This window comes from Arcanobacterium phocae (assembly GCF_900105865.1).
GTDB classification, from domain to species: domain Bacteria; phylum Actinomycetota; class Actinomycetes; order Actinomycetales; family Actinomycetaceae; genus Arcanobacterium; species Arcanobacterium phocae.
In genome coordinates, this window is record NZ_LT629804.1 from 596,074 (window position 1) to 613,095 (window position 17,022).

Below are 17,022 nucleotides of genomic sequence, written 5' to 3' on the forward strand. Positions count from 1 at the left end.
TTACTTCTCCCACGGCAAACCAATAATATGAACATCACGAGAACGAACCGGACTCGTAGGACCAGCTTGATACTCATACGTCGCTATTTCTTTACCATCAACAGCTTTATCAAAATTCATCATCCGAACCTCACCAGTTTCCACATACTTCTCACCTATCGCAAAAATCTTATCCGGATTTTCTATCGACGTTCGAGGATCATACCCAAACGTTTCAGAACCTAAATAATCATCAATATTGTCATATCCCTTTTGACCAAACTGGAATGGCGATACCCCATATAAATCACCATAATAAGCCCTACCCCGAGCTTTAATCCCAGAACCCACACCACGCATGAGCATATTACGCGGATTAAACATCCCATCTTTAATAGTCCCACCAAACCCCTGGTCGTTTTCACGGCCTACCAAACCATTCAGGCCATACTCAAGCACACTAGAGGCACCATCTTCTACCGTATCCCCAACAAAAGACACCCCAAAACGAGCCACACGCCCACCAGCCCCAGACAGCGCATTCAAACCATCCTTCGCACCTTTAACAAGCTTTCCTACCCGCTTTATTTTAGTAAGGCCTTTACCGAACCAACCGAGTGCCGCTCCGGCACCTAAACCAGCTAGAACACCAATGCCAACACCTAACCAGTCAACCGACCCGCTAAGAGTTTTCTCAGCAACGACCTGAACCCCAGCACCAAGCAATACCCCAGCAACCGGAAGGCCCACACCGGTAAACATCAGTCCTACACCAACACCTATAGCAAGACCGCCTACTACGTTTTCCCAACTCAATCCGTTCTGTTGAACCTTGTGCCATAGGCTTGTTGACCGGTTGTTGTTATAAGCAGCGAGTTCTTGATCGGTGACTGGTTTCAGGCCTAACGGGTCGGATAAAGACAACGGGTTGTTCGCCGCATAGTTATACGGGTTTGCTTCCCATACCACGCCTGGTAGCGGGGGTAGGGGGTCGTGGGTAAGGAAACCATACGTGGTGGGGTCATACACGCGTGCTCCTAACCATGCTAGGCCGCCAATATGTAGGCTCCCACTACCAACACCTATCCCATCAGGCAGACTGGGAAGATGATGATGAGTTATCTGATACGGGTTATCTAACCGTATATTCACCGACTCACGCCAACTACCGGTATTTGTGGGGATTCCTAGATCGATACCACCAGTGATACTAAAGAATGGTTGATGGTCTACACCAACAAGATTGTATACCGGGCGTCCATAATCCCATTCAATATCCGTATCACCCACCCGGTCAAGGAAACCCAGAGAGTTAACATGAACATCAGTACGGGTTGTGTGTCCATGACCATCACGCTCAACAATAGTCTGTAACCAGCCTCGTTCATCCCACACATATTCGTGAGTCTTACCATTACTAGCAACACGTGTTAAGCGTTGACCTTGACCACTATAGGTATACCCCCACTCGGTAGCGTGACCATCACGTGTTGTACTCACACGCGTTAGTTCACTTGCCTGGTTATAGGTAAAACGTGTTGATTCACTATGACCATCAGGAGTGTTAGCATGGTTAATGTTGATGATTCGGCCAGCGCAATCGTATTCATAGGTTGTAGAATTACCATCTAGCTGGCGAACTTTTACTAGCCAGCCAGCATCGTTATACGTATAAGTATAAGAACCATGTTCGTTTCTAATACTCGTTATCCGACCGAACGCGTCACGAGTAATACTCGTGGATTGACCATGATAATGATGAGAGATGAAACCATCAACATAGGCCCACGTATGGTTCTCATCTGCACAATCACACGATACGACCCGTCCAGCATTATCGTATCCAAAACGCACTTTACCTAAAACACTATGATCAACACCCTCTAGGCGGCCATGCTCATCATAAGAATAGCCTACCTGGTGACCGTCTTCTGTTGTATAACAAATGCGTTGACCATCTTTGTTATACGCCCAACGAGATTGCACAGAAACCTGGCTGGAACCACCATGAGCTACGTGACGTGTTTGAGATACCAGGCGGCCTTGCCGGTCATACTCTAATACATGTTCAACTGGTTTAGTTTGGTTTTTATCAGTCCAATCACTCACCACAAGCCGGTGATTATCTCGATCCCTCTCAACACGGCTCAATAGCCGACCATCACCATAACAAGCCACCAAGTCACCATTATTGTCATACTCAACAGATCGGCGGCGACCATCTGGATCAACCTGACTCAACACGCGACCTGCTTGATCATACCCCCACGAGGTAACCCGCCCGAGTTGATCTTTTACACCAACAATATTACCTGCAGCATCGTATGACCTTTCACTGACTGTCCCACTAGGATCACACACACGAATAAGCCGGCCACGTTCATCATACGAATAGCGTGTTTTACCACCCACACCGTTAGTCACGCTCACCAATTGACCGGCAGCATCATAGGCGAATTTACGGATACCAGTTTTAATATCCGAACTATATGTTACCCGCCCGCACTTATCATATTTACGAACAATCTGACCGATGCCGGGCACCCATGCACGAGTTAAACGCCCCAGACCATCATACGAGTACGTTGCTTTTTCTCCGACCGCGTTCACGCGTTCAACCACCCGTGAATCAGCATCATAACCAAACCGCGTTAGCCCACTCCCAGGCTCATCAACACTAGATAACCGGCCACACTCATCATACGTATAAGTAGTGTGCCGGCCTTCAGGACTAACCACCTGCGTGACACGCCCAGCAAGATCACGCGTCATAACAGTTAGCCCGCCATCACCATCAAGTAGTTCAACAGGCCGACCCAACGCATCATACGTCACAATACTCGCCCCACCAAAAGGATCACTACTCTTTACCGGCCGGCCATACTCATCAAACTCAATAACACCATCAACACGACCACGACTATCATAAGCAACACTTTGCTTAAGGCCATGGCGAACCGTATTTTTCACCCCGGTAGGATCTTCAACCCCAACCAAAAAACCATTCTTACTATACGTATATGACCAGCTTCCCCCAACCGGATCAACAATCGACGTCAAACGAGACAACCCGTCATGAACAAACGAATACCCAGCACCATCAGGCAAAACAAGAACGCTGAGATTCCCTAAATCATCAAACTCACGCCGGACAGTACGCCCAAGCGCATCAGTATAACTATCAACATCCCCCGCATCATTATACGAATAATGGATTTTCGCATGATACGGATCATCCACAACACTCAACCGACCCGAACCATCATACTCAAACCGCCACATGGCACCATCAGGATCACGCCGCGAAACCAACAACCCACGATCATCATACCGATACTCAGTCACATAACCCAAAGCAGTACTCACTTTAGTAACACGACCGGCATCATCACGTTCTAGATAAACCTTATCGCCAACAGCATTAGTGATAGAAACAAGATCACCATGAACGTCATAACCAAAATCAATCCGAACACCCATCGGATCAATAACATACTCAATCAACCCTTGCCGCCACGAAAGCCGGGTAACACCCCCACACCCATCTATAATCCGGCAAGGATAACGCACATCATCATCCGCATACTCATAAGCTAACGTTGACCCATCACCATTAACCAGTAGCGTTAACCGATCAAACCCATCCCACTCATAATCAACACGACCACCCGCAGGTAACACATCACGCACAACACGAGACCGCTCATCATACAAATGAATCGTCGCATTACCCTCACGATCACGCACCTGAACAAGATTGCCATACTTATCATAAGACATCGACTGACGGTTACCATCACAATCAATAACCCCAACCGTTCGCCCAAGCCCATCACCAATCCACGTATTACTACGCGAACCATCCTCATCACTCACAGCCGTCACCCCACCAGGCAAATAAGAAAAACGAGTCGTGCGCCCATGCGGTGAAACCTGCGAGAGAACCCGACCGTCGTCGTCAAACGTATTCACACACTCAACCACACCCGAAACATCACTCACAGAAACAATAAAATCACGCCCATCCCACGCATAAGAACGTGAACCATGAGGCAAACACACTTCTACTAAACGCCGTAAACCATCATAAATATACTCAATTCTTTGCCCACCACTATCACGAACAACAGCCAAACGATCTTCACAATACTCACACTCAAACCAACGACCCCAATGATTTTCACAGCGACTCACACGCCCATCACCATCACGGTAAACCCACACCGAATCAACAAACCCAGAACCATACGCAACCAACAAACCCGCAACATCAAAAACCCACCGGTTTCCCTGATTATCGTTAACCACCCACACATCATCCACACGCACTTCGGCCGGAACACCCAACAACTCTAATTCACGGACACTACCAGATTGAACCCAAAACGACTCCCGCAACGCACGCCACTGATCGCTTCCCGAAACCACAGGGAAAACAATCCGACGACCATCATCACGAACCCACACAATCTCCGTATCACCAACAATAAGACGCTGATCGACAACGGACCACCAACCAACACCACACACACCCACATCAACACTCTTATCCGTACGCTGCAAAGCAGACAACACAGAATTAAACATACGGGAAAATACCAGCGAAGAACTAACACCCGCAAAACCCAAATCAACCTCAGGCTCAACAAAATTACCCGTCACAGTATTCACCGGATCATCCGAATACCCCGTCGTCGGAACCATACCAACAAAAGCCAACGGACCAAGAACCACATGCTCACGCGTAATACGAGAATTTTGCAACACAGCAGCCAACGCAGCATCAGATAACGTCACAACACCACCACTACCATCAGCCTCACGAAACGCAGCAGCAACCAACGAAATCCAGTCCGCATCATTCATATTCGCGTCAATATGCCGGCGCATAGAAGATATAAAATCAGCCATACCCGCGATGGTCGATTCGCTCTCCTCCTTCCACGTCCACCCAGCTTCAAAATCATTGTAAGCATTCTCAAAACGCTGAACTGCTGCAGACAAGTCATCACACACCCCACGGCATGCTACAACCCACGAATCCAAATCACCTGGACGAGCTGAAGAAACCGGTGCTGTGCCAGCACTACTCCCTAAAACAGGATTATCTCGACCACTCCTAGGCGCATCCACAGATATATTCGGAGCATCGAAAGGTTCTTGCTGGAAATCAATAACCGGCTCAGACCACGACCAGCGATATACGAAATCTGGTCCCCACCAATCTTCACGCGCATTTTCCCACTCAGCATGTTCTTTTTCCCACGCCCGAGCCTTCTCTCGGCGGGCCTGCTCTTCTTTCGCTACTTCCGCTGCCCTATTAATCGACGACACCAGCGAATAAAGCATTGCGCGAATATTCGTACTATCCGTACGCTGAACTGATAAATTATTAACAAACTGCTGAGCAAAAACCCCACGAAAATCCACATTAGCCTGCTCACCAACTGAATCAATACGACTCATAGCATCAGCAAAAGCATTAATCGAATTCAAGCACTGAGTACGTAAACCCGCACAGACAGCCTCTTGGGAAGGACCCCAAACATCCTCTTCAGCACCATGCAACTTACTCACAACAAACCGCCAATCACATCAAAATCAACATGCTAGAGGTATAAAACTAGCGAAAAGCAACCTGACAACACAACGTTAACCACATATCAACCAATATTCTACCCACAACTACCATATTTGGAATATTACCCTATGGTCATACTGACATGACTCCAATGATGTGCAGCACTTAGTGCCCTACAGTTCCCCATAATTAATGCTCCGACAATGTCTGTTCGCTATTACAATATAAACCGTTATCCTTTGTACCGATAGTGCCTATAGGTCTGTATTTTATAAACAGAAGCTAAGCGTTTTTAGATGCGGTATGCATGAGATGGAGTCGTTAAATATTCCTGGCTTAGTGCGTGTGGATGATGTGTGGGTGGTTAACGATAATCAGGGAAACCGGTGGGTTTTTGATGTTGCGGGTTTGTTGGTTGCGTATGGTTCTGGGTTTGTTGATTCGGTGTGGGTTTACCGTGATGGTGATGGGCGTGTGAGTCGCTGTGAAAATCATTGGGGTCGTTGGTTTGAGTGTGAGTATTGTGAAGATCGTTTGGCTGTTGTTCGTGATAGTGGTGGGCAAAGAATTGAGTATATTTATGATGGTTTACGGCGTTTAGTAGAAGTGTGTTTGCCTCATGGTTCACGTTCTTATGCGTGGGATGGGCGTGATTTTATTGTTTCTGTGAGTGATGTTTCGGGTGTGGTTGAGTGTGTGAATACGTTTGACGACGACGGTCGGGTTCTCTCGCAGGTTTCACCGCATGGGCGCACGACTCGTTTTTCTTATTTGCCTGGTGGGGTGACGGCTGTGAGTGATGAGGATGGTTCGCGTAGTAATACGTGGATTGGTGATGGGTTTGGGCGAACGGTTGGGGTTATTGATTGTGATGGTAACCGTCAGTCGATGTCTTATGATAAGTATGGCAATCTTGTTCAGGTGCGTGATCGTGAGGGTAATGCGACGATTCATTTGTATGATGAGCGGTCTCGTGTTGTGCGTGATGTGTTACCTGCGGGTGGTCGTGTTGATTATGAGTGGGATGGGTTTGATCGGTTAACGCTACTGGTTAATGGTGATGGGTCAACGTTAGCTTATGAGTATGCGGATGATGATGTGCGTTATCCTTGCCGGATTATAGATGGGTGTGGGGGTGTTACCCGGCTTTCGTGGCGGCAAGGGTTGATTGAGTATGTTATTGATCCGATGGGTGTTCGGATTGATTTTGGTTATGACGTTCATGGTGATCTTGTTTCTATCACTAATGCTGTTGGCGATAAGGTTTATCTAGAACGTGATGATGCCGGTCGTGTTACTAAAGTGAGTACTGCTTTGGGTTATGTGACTGAGTATCGGTATGATGATCGTGGGTTGTTGGTTTCGCGGCGTGATCCTGATGGTGCCATGTGGCGGTTTGAGTATGATGGTTCGGGTCGGTTGAGTGTTGTGGATGATCCGTATCATGCGAAAATCCATTATTCGTATAATGATGCGGGGGATGTTGATAGTTATACTGATGCGCTTGGGCGTACTGTCCGGCGTGAGTTTGATGATTTAGGGAATCTCAGCGTTCTTGTTTTGCCTGATGGTGCTGGGTATTCGTTTGTTCATGACGGGTTGTCTCGTTTGACGTCGATTGTTGATCCGGTTGGGGGAAGCTGGTCATATACGTATAGTAAGAATGGTTTTTTGGTTGGGGTTGAAGATCCTACCGGGGTGAAAAATACGGTTCGCCATGGCCTTAAGCAAAGTGTTGCTTATGATAGTCGTGGTCGTGTTGATGGTGTTATTGAGTTTGATGAGTATGGCCGGCCGGTAAAGAGTAGTGATCCTTTTGGTGGGGCGAGTATTGTGACGTATGATGCGTTGGGTCGGCCTGTTGAACTACTTGATGGTGATGGCGGGCTAACTGTTATGACGCGTGATCTTGCTGGGCGTGTCACGCAGGTGGTTAGTCCTGAAGGCCGGCACACTACTTATACGTATGATGAGTGTGGCCGGTTATCTAGTGTTGATGAGCCTGGGAGTGGGCTAACGCGGTTTGGTTATGATGCTGATTCACGGGTGGTTGAACGCGTGAACGCGGTCGGAGAAAAAGCAACGTACTCGTATGATGGTCTGGGGCGTTTAACTCGTGCATGGGTGCCCGGCATCGGTCAGATTGTTCGTAAATATGATAAGTGCGGGCGGGTAACATATAGTTCGGATATTAAAACTGGTATCCGTAAATTCGCCTATGATGCTGCCGGTCAATTGGTGAGCGTGACTAACGGTGTGGGTGGTAAAACACGCTATTCGTATGATGAACGTGGCCGGCTTATTAGTGTGTGTGATCCTAGTGGGACAGTCAGTGAAAGGTCATACGATGCTGCAGGTAATATTGTTGGTGTAAAAGATCAACTCGGGCGGGTTACCTCGTGGGGGTATGATCAAGCAGGTCGCGTGTTGAGTCAGGTTGATCCAGATGGTCGCCGCCGATCTGTTGAGTATGACAATAATGGTGACTTGGTGGCTTGTTATGGTGATGGTCGGCTATTGAGCCGTGTTGAGAGGGATCGAGATAATCACCGGCTTGTGGTGAGTGATTGGACTGATAAAAACCAAACTAAACCAGTTGAACATGTATTAGAGTATGACCGGCAAGGCCGCCTGGTATCTCAAACACGTCACGTAGCTCATGGTGGTTCCAGCCAGGTTTCTGTGCAATCTCGTTGGGCGTATAACAAAGATGGTCAACGCATTTGTTATACAACAGAAGACGGTCACCAGGTAGGCTATTCTTATGATGAGCATGGCCGCCTAGAGGGTGTTGATCATAGTGTTTTAGGTAAAGTGCGTTTTGGATACGATAATGCTGGACGGGTCGTATCGTGTGATTGTGCAGATGAGAACCATACGTGGGCCTATGTTGATGGTTTCATCTCTCATCATTATCATGGTCAATCCACGAGTATTACTCGTGACGCGTTCGGTTGGATAACGAGTATTAGAAACGAACATGGTTCTTATACTTATACGTATAACGATGCTGGCTGGCTAGTAAAAGTTCGCCAGCTAGATGGTAATTCTACAACCTATGAATACGATTGCGCTGGCCGAATCATCAACATTAACCATGCTAACACTCCTGATGGTCATAGTGAATCAACACGTTTTACCTATAACCAGGCAAGTGAACTAACGCGTGTGAGTACAACACGTGATGGTCACGCTACCGAGTGGGGGTATACCTATAGTGGTCAAGGTCAACGCTTAACACGTGTTGCTAGTAATGGTAAGACTCACGAATATGTGTGGGATGAACGAGGCTGGCTGCAAGAGGTTATTGAGCGTGATGGTCATGGACACACAACCCGTACTGATGTTCATGTCAACGCTTTAGGGTTTTTGGACCGGGTTAATGATACGGATATTGAATGGGATTATGGACGCCCGGTATACAATCTTGTTGGTGTAGACCATCAACCATTCTTTAGTATCACTGGTGGTATCGATCTAGGAATCCCTACAAATACCGGTAGTTGGCGTGAATCGGTGAATATGCGGTTAGATAACCCGTATCAGATAACTCATCATCATCTTCCCAGTCTGCCTGATGGGATAGGTGTTGGTAGTGGGAGCCTACATATTGGCGGCCTAGCATGGTTAGGAGCACGCGTGTATGACCCTACCACCTACAGTTTCCTTACCCGTGACCCGTTGCCGGCATTGCCTGGCGTGGTATGGGAAGCAAACCCGTATAATTACGCGGCGAACAACCCGTTGTCTTTATCCGACCCACTCGGACTCAAACCAGTCACCGATCAAGAACTGGCCGCATACAACGCAAACCGATCAACATCTTTCTGGGAGGATACTACTAGTTTCTTTGCAAATAACTGGGAATATATTGCTGCTGGAGTGGCGGTTGTTGTTGGAATAGGTGTTGCTGCTACGGGTGTTGGTGGTCCGTTGGGTGCTGCGATTATTTCTGGTGCGTTGATATCTGGTGGTGTTTCTATTGGGTCGCAAAAATATTCCACTGGTAGTGTCGATTTTTGGCAGGTTGGTAAAGAGGCGTTGGTTGGTGGTGTTCTTGGTGGTATCGGTGCGGGTGCGTCAAATCTTGTATCGTCGAAACTCTTGCAGTATTCGTCAACAGCTAGGTCTGCTTTAGCAGAAAATCTAGGCAATGAGGCGGTTAAGAAGGCTGGTAGTGGTGTGTTGGCGATGGTTAAAGGTCAAACGAAGTTATCAGTTGCAACTAAGATAGCAGCTGAAAGTGATGTTTTTGCGAAAAGTAGCCTTGCCCTTTCCAATATAGGGGGCGAAGTGGCATCGAATTTTGCTACGGCAAACGCGGGGTATGTGATTGACGTGGTCAGTGATCCGGCTCGTGATTTTAGTGCTCATGATCTCCTCCTCACGAATATTAATGCAGGTGTCTCTAGTGGAGTTAGTGCATATGGAAATCTGTTTAAAGTAAGCGAGACCGCTAATCTTGGGAATACTTTTGATGACAATGCGGTAAAACTTATCATCAATGGTGGGACAACAGCCGTTACGAGTGGAGTAAATATGAGTGTTGATGCTAGCGTGAATTATCTCATGGGTGAAGACTATCAAATCGGTACTGAACTTACTAAAACTGGAGTAACAGACATGGGTGATGTGCTACATGAGAGTATCCCTCAGATCAACATTGGCAATTAAGCACAATAATGATAATGCTTACGAAAGGATGAAATGATGATGATTGAACCGGCGAAGTTTGGTGAGGGGCTGGCGTTTAGTGCGGGGGCTGGTAGTGCGAGTATGCAGCGTGCGTTGCGGAAGATGAGTAAAGATCCTGCCGAAGAACGCGTGTTTTCCCAAGCAAAGATACTCGTGCCTGTTGGCGGGTTAGGGTGCCTTTTAATGGGTCTTATTATTTTTGTAGGTTTGCAGTCCATGTATGTGGGAGAGCCAGTAGACCCTGCTATGGTGCCTGCATGTTCAGTTGGTTTCGCGATTAGTTTCGTTTTATTGTCGCATGGTTTGTGGCGTCGGTTTGGGGTTGATCGTGATAAGGTGTGGACGAAGTTTGGGTTCTTGTTTTATCGTGAGGTCCGCTTTGATGAGGTGACTAAGCTTGGTTATGGTGTGAACCGGTATAAGCTGTATGCGGGTCGGAAAAAGATCAATATTGACTATAATCGATTCGATTACTCGCTGGTGTATTTACGTCTGTTAGAAGAACTCCAACACCGCCGGTTTGAATTGCTCAGGTGTCCTATTGATGATCCTGAGTGGGATGAAAATGCTCAGATAACGCGTAACGGTTTCGCGGAAAGGATTTACACTGAGCATCAAGAGTTTTATGCCAATAACCCGCAAGCCCTCGCGTATTTAAACTCGTTAACCGAAACCCCCACCCACTACGACAACTAGTGTTTATATGACTAGCGCGTAGCTCATGCGTGTAGCACACATGAGCTGGTTTGGGAGGATGCACATGTCAGAGTCTGATCGTTATGGTCGGTTTACGGTGGATAATTCGCGGTTGCTGGCCTGGTGTATGTGGTGGTTGCGGGTTGAGTGTGTGCGGATGCGTGGGTTGCGGGAGTCTCCGGTATTAACACCAAAGATGCTTGGGGTGTTGTATCGTCCGTTACGTGTTGTGTGGGACCCAATTATCAAGTTTCTTACGTTCCGGTTTAAGTATGATTCTGCTGAGGTTGACCGGTTGTTTGCTCAAGGTATTACGGCTGTTGAGGGTGGGGATCAAACCACGGCGTTATCGGTGGTGATGAGTGTGGAAGAAAAGGTCGCTTCGACTAATTTTGATCCCAGCCCGTATAAGGATTATCTGCACCGGTATCGGTATTTGTTGATGGCAGGTAATGCTCGCCGTCAACGCGCTGGATTGATTAATTTATGGTTTGATATGTCCCATGATTGGCGTGAACGTGGGTCTAAAGGTGTGTACCGGTTTGTAGATATTGCCGAGTTTAATATTGTTCTGGGTTTCTTTTCTGTGGTGTTTATTTTTATTGGCTTGTTCTTCCCTATTTGGCTTTCTTCTGGCTGGTATCGGCTTGTTCCGCCAGTATATATGGGTTTAATGTGTGCCTGGTCGTATTACACAGGCCGACATTTGAACGGCATTATTAGTATTAGTGTGCAGATTCTTGGCTGTGTTATTGGCGGGTTACCATTAATCTATCTCACCGAGGTCATGTCACGCGGAGTGATCTGGTCATGGAGTAGTGGCGCTATTGTTGGTTTTGTTCTTGCGAATCATTATGCGTACAAGATATGTCAGTATCGAGCGAATAAGTATGGTCCGTTTGGATGTTTATGGGCACGCCACATAACGAAAAACACCTACGAGTTGTTGATGGTTGATAGTGAGGGAAACAAAGTCTGGCATTACCAAATCACAGGCTGGGATAAGAATATTGAGCCTACTCTTGCTATTGGTTTAACGACTAACCTGTGGGGGGCGTGCCGTAATAAGGGGTGGCAGTCGCGTCCGTTTGAGGGCTGGTTTATGTGTTATCCGGCGTTGGTTGTGTCACGTACGGAAGGAATGCGATTACGATCACCCGTTGATTGGAAAGAAGCACGTGCTCATACGCCCGGTATTGATGATGAGGTGGTTGATGAGTTTTTCACCAATAAACTCACCATCCCACTTAGCCCACCCACACACTTGCTCGAGGGTGGTCCACAAGTACTTCCACGTCGTAGTATTTTCACCCTCACCGACTTCACCTGGTGATGGTCACGTAAACCCCTACACCGTCGTCGTTATAGGTTAATGGTTGGAGTAAGGGACAGGTTTTCTTGACCGGGTTAATGATACGGATATTGAATGGGATTATGCTTGCCCCTTTCATAGTCTTGTTGGTGTTGATCATCAACCATTCTTTAGTATCACTGGTGGTATCGATCTAGGAATCCCCACAAATACCGGTAGTTGGCGTGAGTCGGTGAATATGCGGTTAGATAACCCGTATCAGGTGGTAGGCCGTCTCGTGCCTGGGTTGCCTGAAGGCCTTGAGATTGGTAGTGGAAGTATACATATTCATGGTCTGGCCTGGTTGAGAGCACGTGTTTATGACCCCACCACGTATAGTTTCCTTACTCGTGACCCGCTGCCTGCTTACCCGGGCGTGGTGTGGGAGGCAAACCCGTATAATTACGCGGCAAACAACCCATTGTCTTTATCCGACCCACTCGGACTCAAACCAGTCACCGATCAAGAACTCGCTGCTTATAACAACACCCGGTCAACAAGCCTATGGCATAAAGTTAAACAGAACGGGTTGAGTTGGGAAAACGCGGTAGGTGTTGGTGCCATGATCGTTGGTGGCGCACTGATGTTTACTGGTGTGGGTGCTGGATTTGGTGGGGCTGGAGTGCCCTAAGTTTTTAGGGCCAGGTGGCTTGAGTGTTGTCTATTGATGCTCTGCCTATGGGTAGGGAGAATAGATCAATGGTGAAAAAGTTTAGTAAACACACCTCCTTAAACAGATTGTTCGTAAGCTGGAAAAGGCTCGGGAACTTAAAGATGATGGGGCGAGTACAGCCCAGATTCTGAGCGAGCTAGGAATCAGCGAAGCGACGCTACACCGGTGGCAGGCTACCTACGGGGCAATGACGAGGAGCGAGGCTAAAGAACTCCAGCGGTTACGTGAAGAGAACTCACGCTTGAAGCGCCTTTTAGGCCAGGCCGAGTTGGAAAAGCAACGTGGAAGGAACTGTCGGAGGGAAACTTTTAAGCCCAGCTCGTCGCCACGATGCAGTATGGCATCTGATCGAGTTGGGCTATTGGCAAAGACTTGCTTGTTCGTTTGTGGGGCTCTCACGTAGCGCTTACCAACGAGCTCGAGCAAGTGATATCAAGCTGGATAAGTATGCGTCTTTGCGCCAGTGGATGCACCAGTTCGCTAAGGATTACCGCCGGTGGAGACACCGGCGCGCCTGGGTTACAGCCCTAGCGCAAGGATATGGGGTATGTCGGGAAACATTTCGCAGAATCTGGCGCGAGGAAGGCCTACGTGTGCTGCTAGGTAAGAAACGTAAGCGTTTAACTGGTAAAGATCACCGTAAGGTTGCCCCTGGTTAATACCCTAAAGACGTGCGGTCTTTAGATTTTCAGTTTGATTCGACTTGGCATGGGAAGATGATCAAGATGTGTAACATCATCGATGAATATACCCGTGAACATGTTGCCTTCGCTATCGATGACAGACTTGATGCGGCTTGAAGTCATCGAGTTACTCGATCTGGCATCACTCGAACATGGTGGCAGGCCACGGGTGATCCGGATGGATAACGGACCTGAATTCATCTCTCAAGCCTTACATGAATGGGCTGGTGAGGATGAGACGATTCAGGCGTTTATTCCACCGGGCCAGCCTTGGCATAACGGGTTTGTTGAATCTTTCCACAACCGAATGCGAGACGAGCTTCTTGAAGATAACAGCATCGAGAACCTAGAACACGCCCACACGTTGGTAGCTCACTGGTCACAACGCTACAATAACTTCCATCCACATTCCTCACTGGGCTACCTCAGCCCACGACAATATGCGGAACAATGGAAACAAAAAACACGGTCAACTCTTAAGTCAACTGGCCCGAAAAACTAGGCCACACCAGGGCGTTACTCGGTGCAGGACTACAAATCGTTGCTGAGCAAACGTTTACCGGATCAGTTGACTGGGCAGGTGTTGGCATTGGTGTTCTAGCTGGTTTAGGTGCCGGAGTGGCAGTCGGTTGGTTCGGTAAAGGCCTTATGAAGTTCGACTGGATTAAAAATACCGTTTCCATTGCGAAGGATGGTTTGAATTCGCTGTCTGGGGTGAACCGTCCTGGGTTTTGTTCCTAGGTGGTGGGTATTAGTATACTGGGTTGGTTGGCCCAGTGGTGGTCTTCGATTTCTTGCGGGGTGCGGTATCCCAGTTCGCAGTGGAGGCCGGTGGTGTTCCACCAGTGAACCCAGCATAAGGTTTCCCACTCGACTTCGGTTAATCCTTCCCAAGTTTGGGAGTAGATCAGTTCACTTTTGTATAGGCCGTTGACGGTCTCGGCTAGGGCATTGTCGTAGGAGTCTCCCACGCTACCAGTGGACTCATCAATCCCCAGTAGGTGTTCGTGGTAGGCGATGGAAACGTATTGGCTACCGTGATCACTATGATGTACCAGGCCCTTCAGGCTTCCTTTAGCGGTTACAGCATGATTGGCCGCTTCTAAGGGCAAAGCCTCGGTGGTCAGGCGGCTCTTGGTTGCCCAGCCCACGATCTTCTTGGAGTACACGTCGGTGACGAACGCGGTGTAGACGAATCCAGACTGGGTGCGCACATAGGTAATATCCGCAACCCACAAACGGTTCGGCGCTGGTGCGCGGAAGTTACGCTGAACCTAAGTCAGGGGCCACATCTGGCGTTCTAGCGGGCTTGGTAGTGATGGGCTTCCTGCCTCGGATCGCCGTGAAGTCCAGCGATCTTCATTAACCGGGCAACCTGATCGCGGCCAATGTTATGGCCTGCCCGAGCCATGGCGTGCCACATCTGACCCTCCCCATACACGCCGTAATTGTTCCGGTGGATATCGATCATGATGGGGATCAATTCGCAAGTCCCGCAACGAACGCTTGGAAGGCAAACGCCTCTTAGCAGCACGGGTATCCGCGCGCGGTTATAAACCCACCTTCGCGGTAGCGAGCCAATGTAGTGCAGATGAACTCTACCCCGAAACGATCACGATACGCATCGATGAACACGACCATTTCTTAGCTCGGGGATCGAGTTCGGACGCGAAAAAAGCCGACGCCTCTTTGAGTAGCTCATTGACCCGCCGAAGCTCCAAATTTTCCGCACGAAGCCGAGCATTTTCCGCCTCGTAATCGATCGCGCTGCCTTGCCCGGCTTTAGCCGAAGCGGCGTCCTTTTTCATCCAATCCAAGATCGAATGCGGTGACATACCAAGTTTAACCGCAATCGCTTGGGCTGCTACCCAACATGAACACTCATGAATCCTGATGCTCAAACAGCAAACGAACAGCCCGATCCATCAACTCCTGCGTAAATTTCCGTGCCATAACAACAATCCTTCCTCAAAACAACACGGAACAAAAGTCAGGGCGGTTCAAAACAACTTGGCTCTACCTGGTTTTTAGCTGGGGTACTGGGTATGCTTCTTGGCATGTTTTTACTCCATTACCGGACACCTGTTAGTAAGGTGTCGGTTGGAATTGATGGGGTCTGTGGTGAAGATACTCCTCCTCTTGACTTACGTGAGATGAGGATTTACGCCAAAGAGGTTCGTCGTACTCGGGATCGTTTGTTGCGTGCTCCTGTGACGTACGAAGAAGTATGTGTATATTTTGAGATTAAAGAACGTACGATACGGTTTACTGCGTTTGATTTTGAGCCTGATCGGGTTAAGCTTTTGGTTAATTTCCCGCAACAGTTTATTGCTGGGAGTGGACCGTTCTTAAGTGGTCTTGATTTTCCAGATAGCCAAATAGCTGAGATTGCTGAGAAGAATTTGGTTCCAGCTGGGTGCCTAATCATAATGGACTATGAAAACTTACTGGGAACGATTTATCCAGATGAGGTACCTGTTTTTCAGCAATGGGTCTTGCGAGTTTTTCATTAATTATTACGACAAGTTTTATCTATATGGTCGTTGTTTAGAAAGGTTATAAAATGTATCCTGCATTGATCACCCTTGGGATTGTGTTGTGTGTAAATCTCATCAAAGGTCTTATTCGTGTACTAGGAAAAACGGACAAAGATCCGAGTGACGAACGCGTATTTTCTCAAGCAAAGATACTCGTGCCTATCGGCGGGTTGGGGTGTCTTTTGATGGGTCTTATTATTTTTGTAGGTTTGCAGTCTATGTATGTGGGAGAGCCAGTAGATCCTGCTATGGTGCCTGCGTGTTCAGTTGGTTTCGCGATTAGTTTTATTTTGTTGTCTTATGGCTTGTGGTATCGAGCAGGAATTGACCGGGATAAGATCTGGTCGAAATTTGGAAAAATCTATTCCCGCGAGATCCGCTTTAGTGACGTGACCCGCCTTGATAAAGGCATCCTGTTATACAAGCTGTATGTGGGTAAGAAAAAAGTGAATATTGATCTGAATTCCTCAAAGGTCACATTGATTCATTTACGTCTGTTAGAAGAACTCCAACACCGCAGATTTGATTTGCCAAAATTCACTATTGACGATCCAGGATGGGAAGAAGCTGCCGGCTATTGGCGTAAATGGTTATCCCAAAGGCTCTACCATAATCATCAAATGTTTTACGATAACAACCCTGAAGCCCTCGCGTATTTAAACTCGTTAACCGAAACTCCCACCCATTACGACAACTAATTCATACAAAACTCTGCATGGTTACAAAACTTCTAATTTGATAACGGAAAGCGCTTCTTGATTACACGATTTGCATAGTTGAGTAATCAAGAAGCGCTTTCTTTTAAGGAAACTGCTTCTAATAATGAT

10 protein-coding genes and 2 pseudogenes are annotated in these 17,022 nt (G+C 47.7%); 10 read left to right on the top strand and 2 right to left on the bottom strand.

The window, feature by feature from the left end; all coding sequences use genetic code 11:
• Positions 1-5,556 (bottom strand): DUF6531 domain-containing protein, encoded by a 5,556-nt coding sequence (locus BLT51_RS02555; RefSeq protein ID WP_091279550.1) that lies wholly within the window; start codon positions 5,554-5,556, stop codon positions 1-3.
• A gap of 307 nt (positions 5,557-5,863) precedes the next feature.
• Here BLT51_RS02555 and BLT51_RS02560 point away from each other — a divergent pair, with 307 nt between their 5' ends.
• The 8 genes and pseudogenes from BLT51_RS02560 (at position 5,864) to BLT51_RS02585 (ending at position 14,160) form a co-directional block, all read left to right on the top strand.
• A complete protein-coding gene (locus tag BLT51_RS02560; protein ID WP_091279553.1) occupies positions 5,864-10,234 on the top strand; it encodes an RHS repeat-associated core domain-containing protein in 4,371 nt (1,456 codons plus the stop codon).
• A 36-nt stretch (positions 10,235-10,270) separates the two neighbouring features.
• Positions 10,271-10,951 (top strand): hypothetical protein, encoded by a 681-nt coding sequence (locus tag BLT51_RS02565; protein ID WP_231943968.1) that lies wholly within the window; start codon positions 10,271-10,273, stop codon positions 10,949-10,951.
• Between the two features lie 64 nt (positions 10,952-11,015).
• Positions 11,016-12,284 (top strand): hypothetical protein, encoded by a 1,269-nt coding sequence (locus tag BLT51_RS02570; RefSeq protein ID WP_091279556.1) that lies wholly within the window; start codon positions 11,016-11,018, stop codon positions 12,282-12,284.
• Between the two features lie 217 nt (positions 12,285-12,501).
• Positions 12,502-12,933 carry an RHS repeat-associated core domain-containing protein gene (locus BLT51_RS02575; RefSeq protein WP_157672869.1) on the top strand — a complete coding sequence of 144 codons (432 nt, stop codon included), beginning with the start codon at positions 12,502-12,504 and terminating at the stop codon, positions 12,931-12,933.
• A 118-nt stretch (positions 12,934-13,051) separates the two neighbouring features.
• Positions 13,052-13,219, top strand: a pseudogene (locus BLT51_RS09465) (transposase); the annotation flags it as partial.
• A gap of 37 nt (positions 13,220-13,256) precedes the next feature.
• Positions 13,257-13,634: a hypothetical protein gene (locus tag BLT51_RS09280; RefSeq protein ID WP_231943969.1), complete on the top strand. Its 378-nt coding sequence runs from the start codon at positions 13,257-13,259 to the stop codon at positions 13,632-13,634.
• Between the two features lie 12 nt (positions 13,635-13,646).
• Positions 13,647-13,775 carry a hypothetical protein gene (locus BLT51_RS09390; protein ID WP_269456647.1) on the top strand — a complete coding sequence of 43 codons (129 nt, stop codon included), beginning with the start codon at positions 13,647-13,649 and terminating at the stop codon, positions 13,773-13,775.
• Positions 13,765-14,160: an integrase core domain-containing protein gene (locus BLT51_RS02585; protein ID WP_172801303.1), complete on the top strand. Its 396-nt coding sequence runs from the start codon at positions 13,765-13,767 to the stop codon at positions 14,158-14,160. The genes BLT51_RS09390 and BLT51_RS02585 overlap by 11 nt, the downstream gene beginning before the upstream one ends.
• A gap of 235 nt (positions 14,161-14,395) precedes the next feature.
• Here BLT51_RS02585 and BLT51_RS09050 read toward each other — a convergent pair.
• Positions 14,396-15,611 (bottom strand): annotated as a pseudogene (locus tag BLT51_RS09050) (IS3 family transposase).
• A 104-nt stretch (positions 15,612-15,715) separates the two neighbouring features.
• Between BLT51_RS09050 and BLT51_RS02605 the strand changes: the two are divergent.
• Positions 15,716-16,171 (top strand): hypothetical protein, encoded by a 456-nt coding sequence (locus BLT51_RS02605; protein WP_172801304.1) that lies wholly within the window; start codon positions 15,716-15,718, stop codon positions 16,169-16,171.
• A gap of 50 nt (positions 16,172-16,221) precedes the next feature.
• Positions 16,222-16,893 carry a hypothetical protein gene (locus BLT51_RS02610; RefSeq protein WP_091279575.1) on the top strand — a complete coding sequence of 224 codons (672 nt, stop codon included), beginning with the start codon at positions 16,222-16,224 and terminating at the stop codon, positions 16,891-16,893.
• Positions 16,894-17,022: the final 129 nt, after the last annotated feature.

Excerpts from the sequence above, each read along its gene's own strand:
- BLT51_RS02575 (WP_157672869.1), top strand. The coding sequence starts at position 12,502 with ATGCGGTTAGATAACCCGTATCAGGTGGTAGGCCGTCTCGTGCCTGGG.
- BLT51_RS02560 (WP_091279553.1), top strand. The coding sequence starts at position 5,864 with ATGCATGAGATGGAGTCGTTAAATATTCCTGGCTTAGTGCGTGTGGAT.
- BLT51_RS02605 (WP_172801304.1), top strand. The coding sequence starts at position 15,716 with ATGTTTTTACTCCATTACCGGACACCTGTTAGTAAGGTGTCGGTTGGA.
- BLT51_RS02610 (WP_091279575.1), top strand. The coding sequence starts at position 16,222 with ATGTATCCTGCATTGATCACCCTTGGGATTGTGTTGTGTGTAAATCTC.
- BLT51_RS02585 (WP_172801303.1), top strand. The coding sequence starts at position 13,765 with ATGCGGCTTGAAGTCATCGAGTTACTCGATCTGGCATCACTCGAACAT.
- BLT51_RS02570 (WP_091279556.1), top strand. The coding sequence starts at position 11,016 with ATGTCAGAGTCTGATCGTTATGGTCGGTTTACGGTGGATAATTCGCGG.
- BLT51_RS02565 (WP_231943968.1), top strand. The coding sequence starts at position 10,271 with ATGATGATTGAACCGGCGAAGTTTGGTGAGGGGCTGGCGTTTAGTGCG.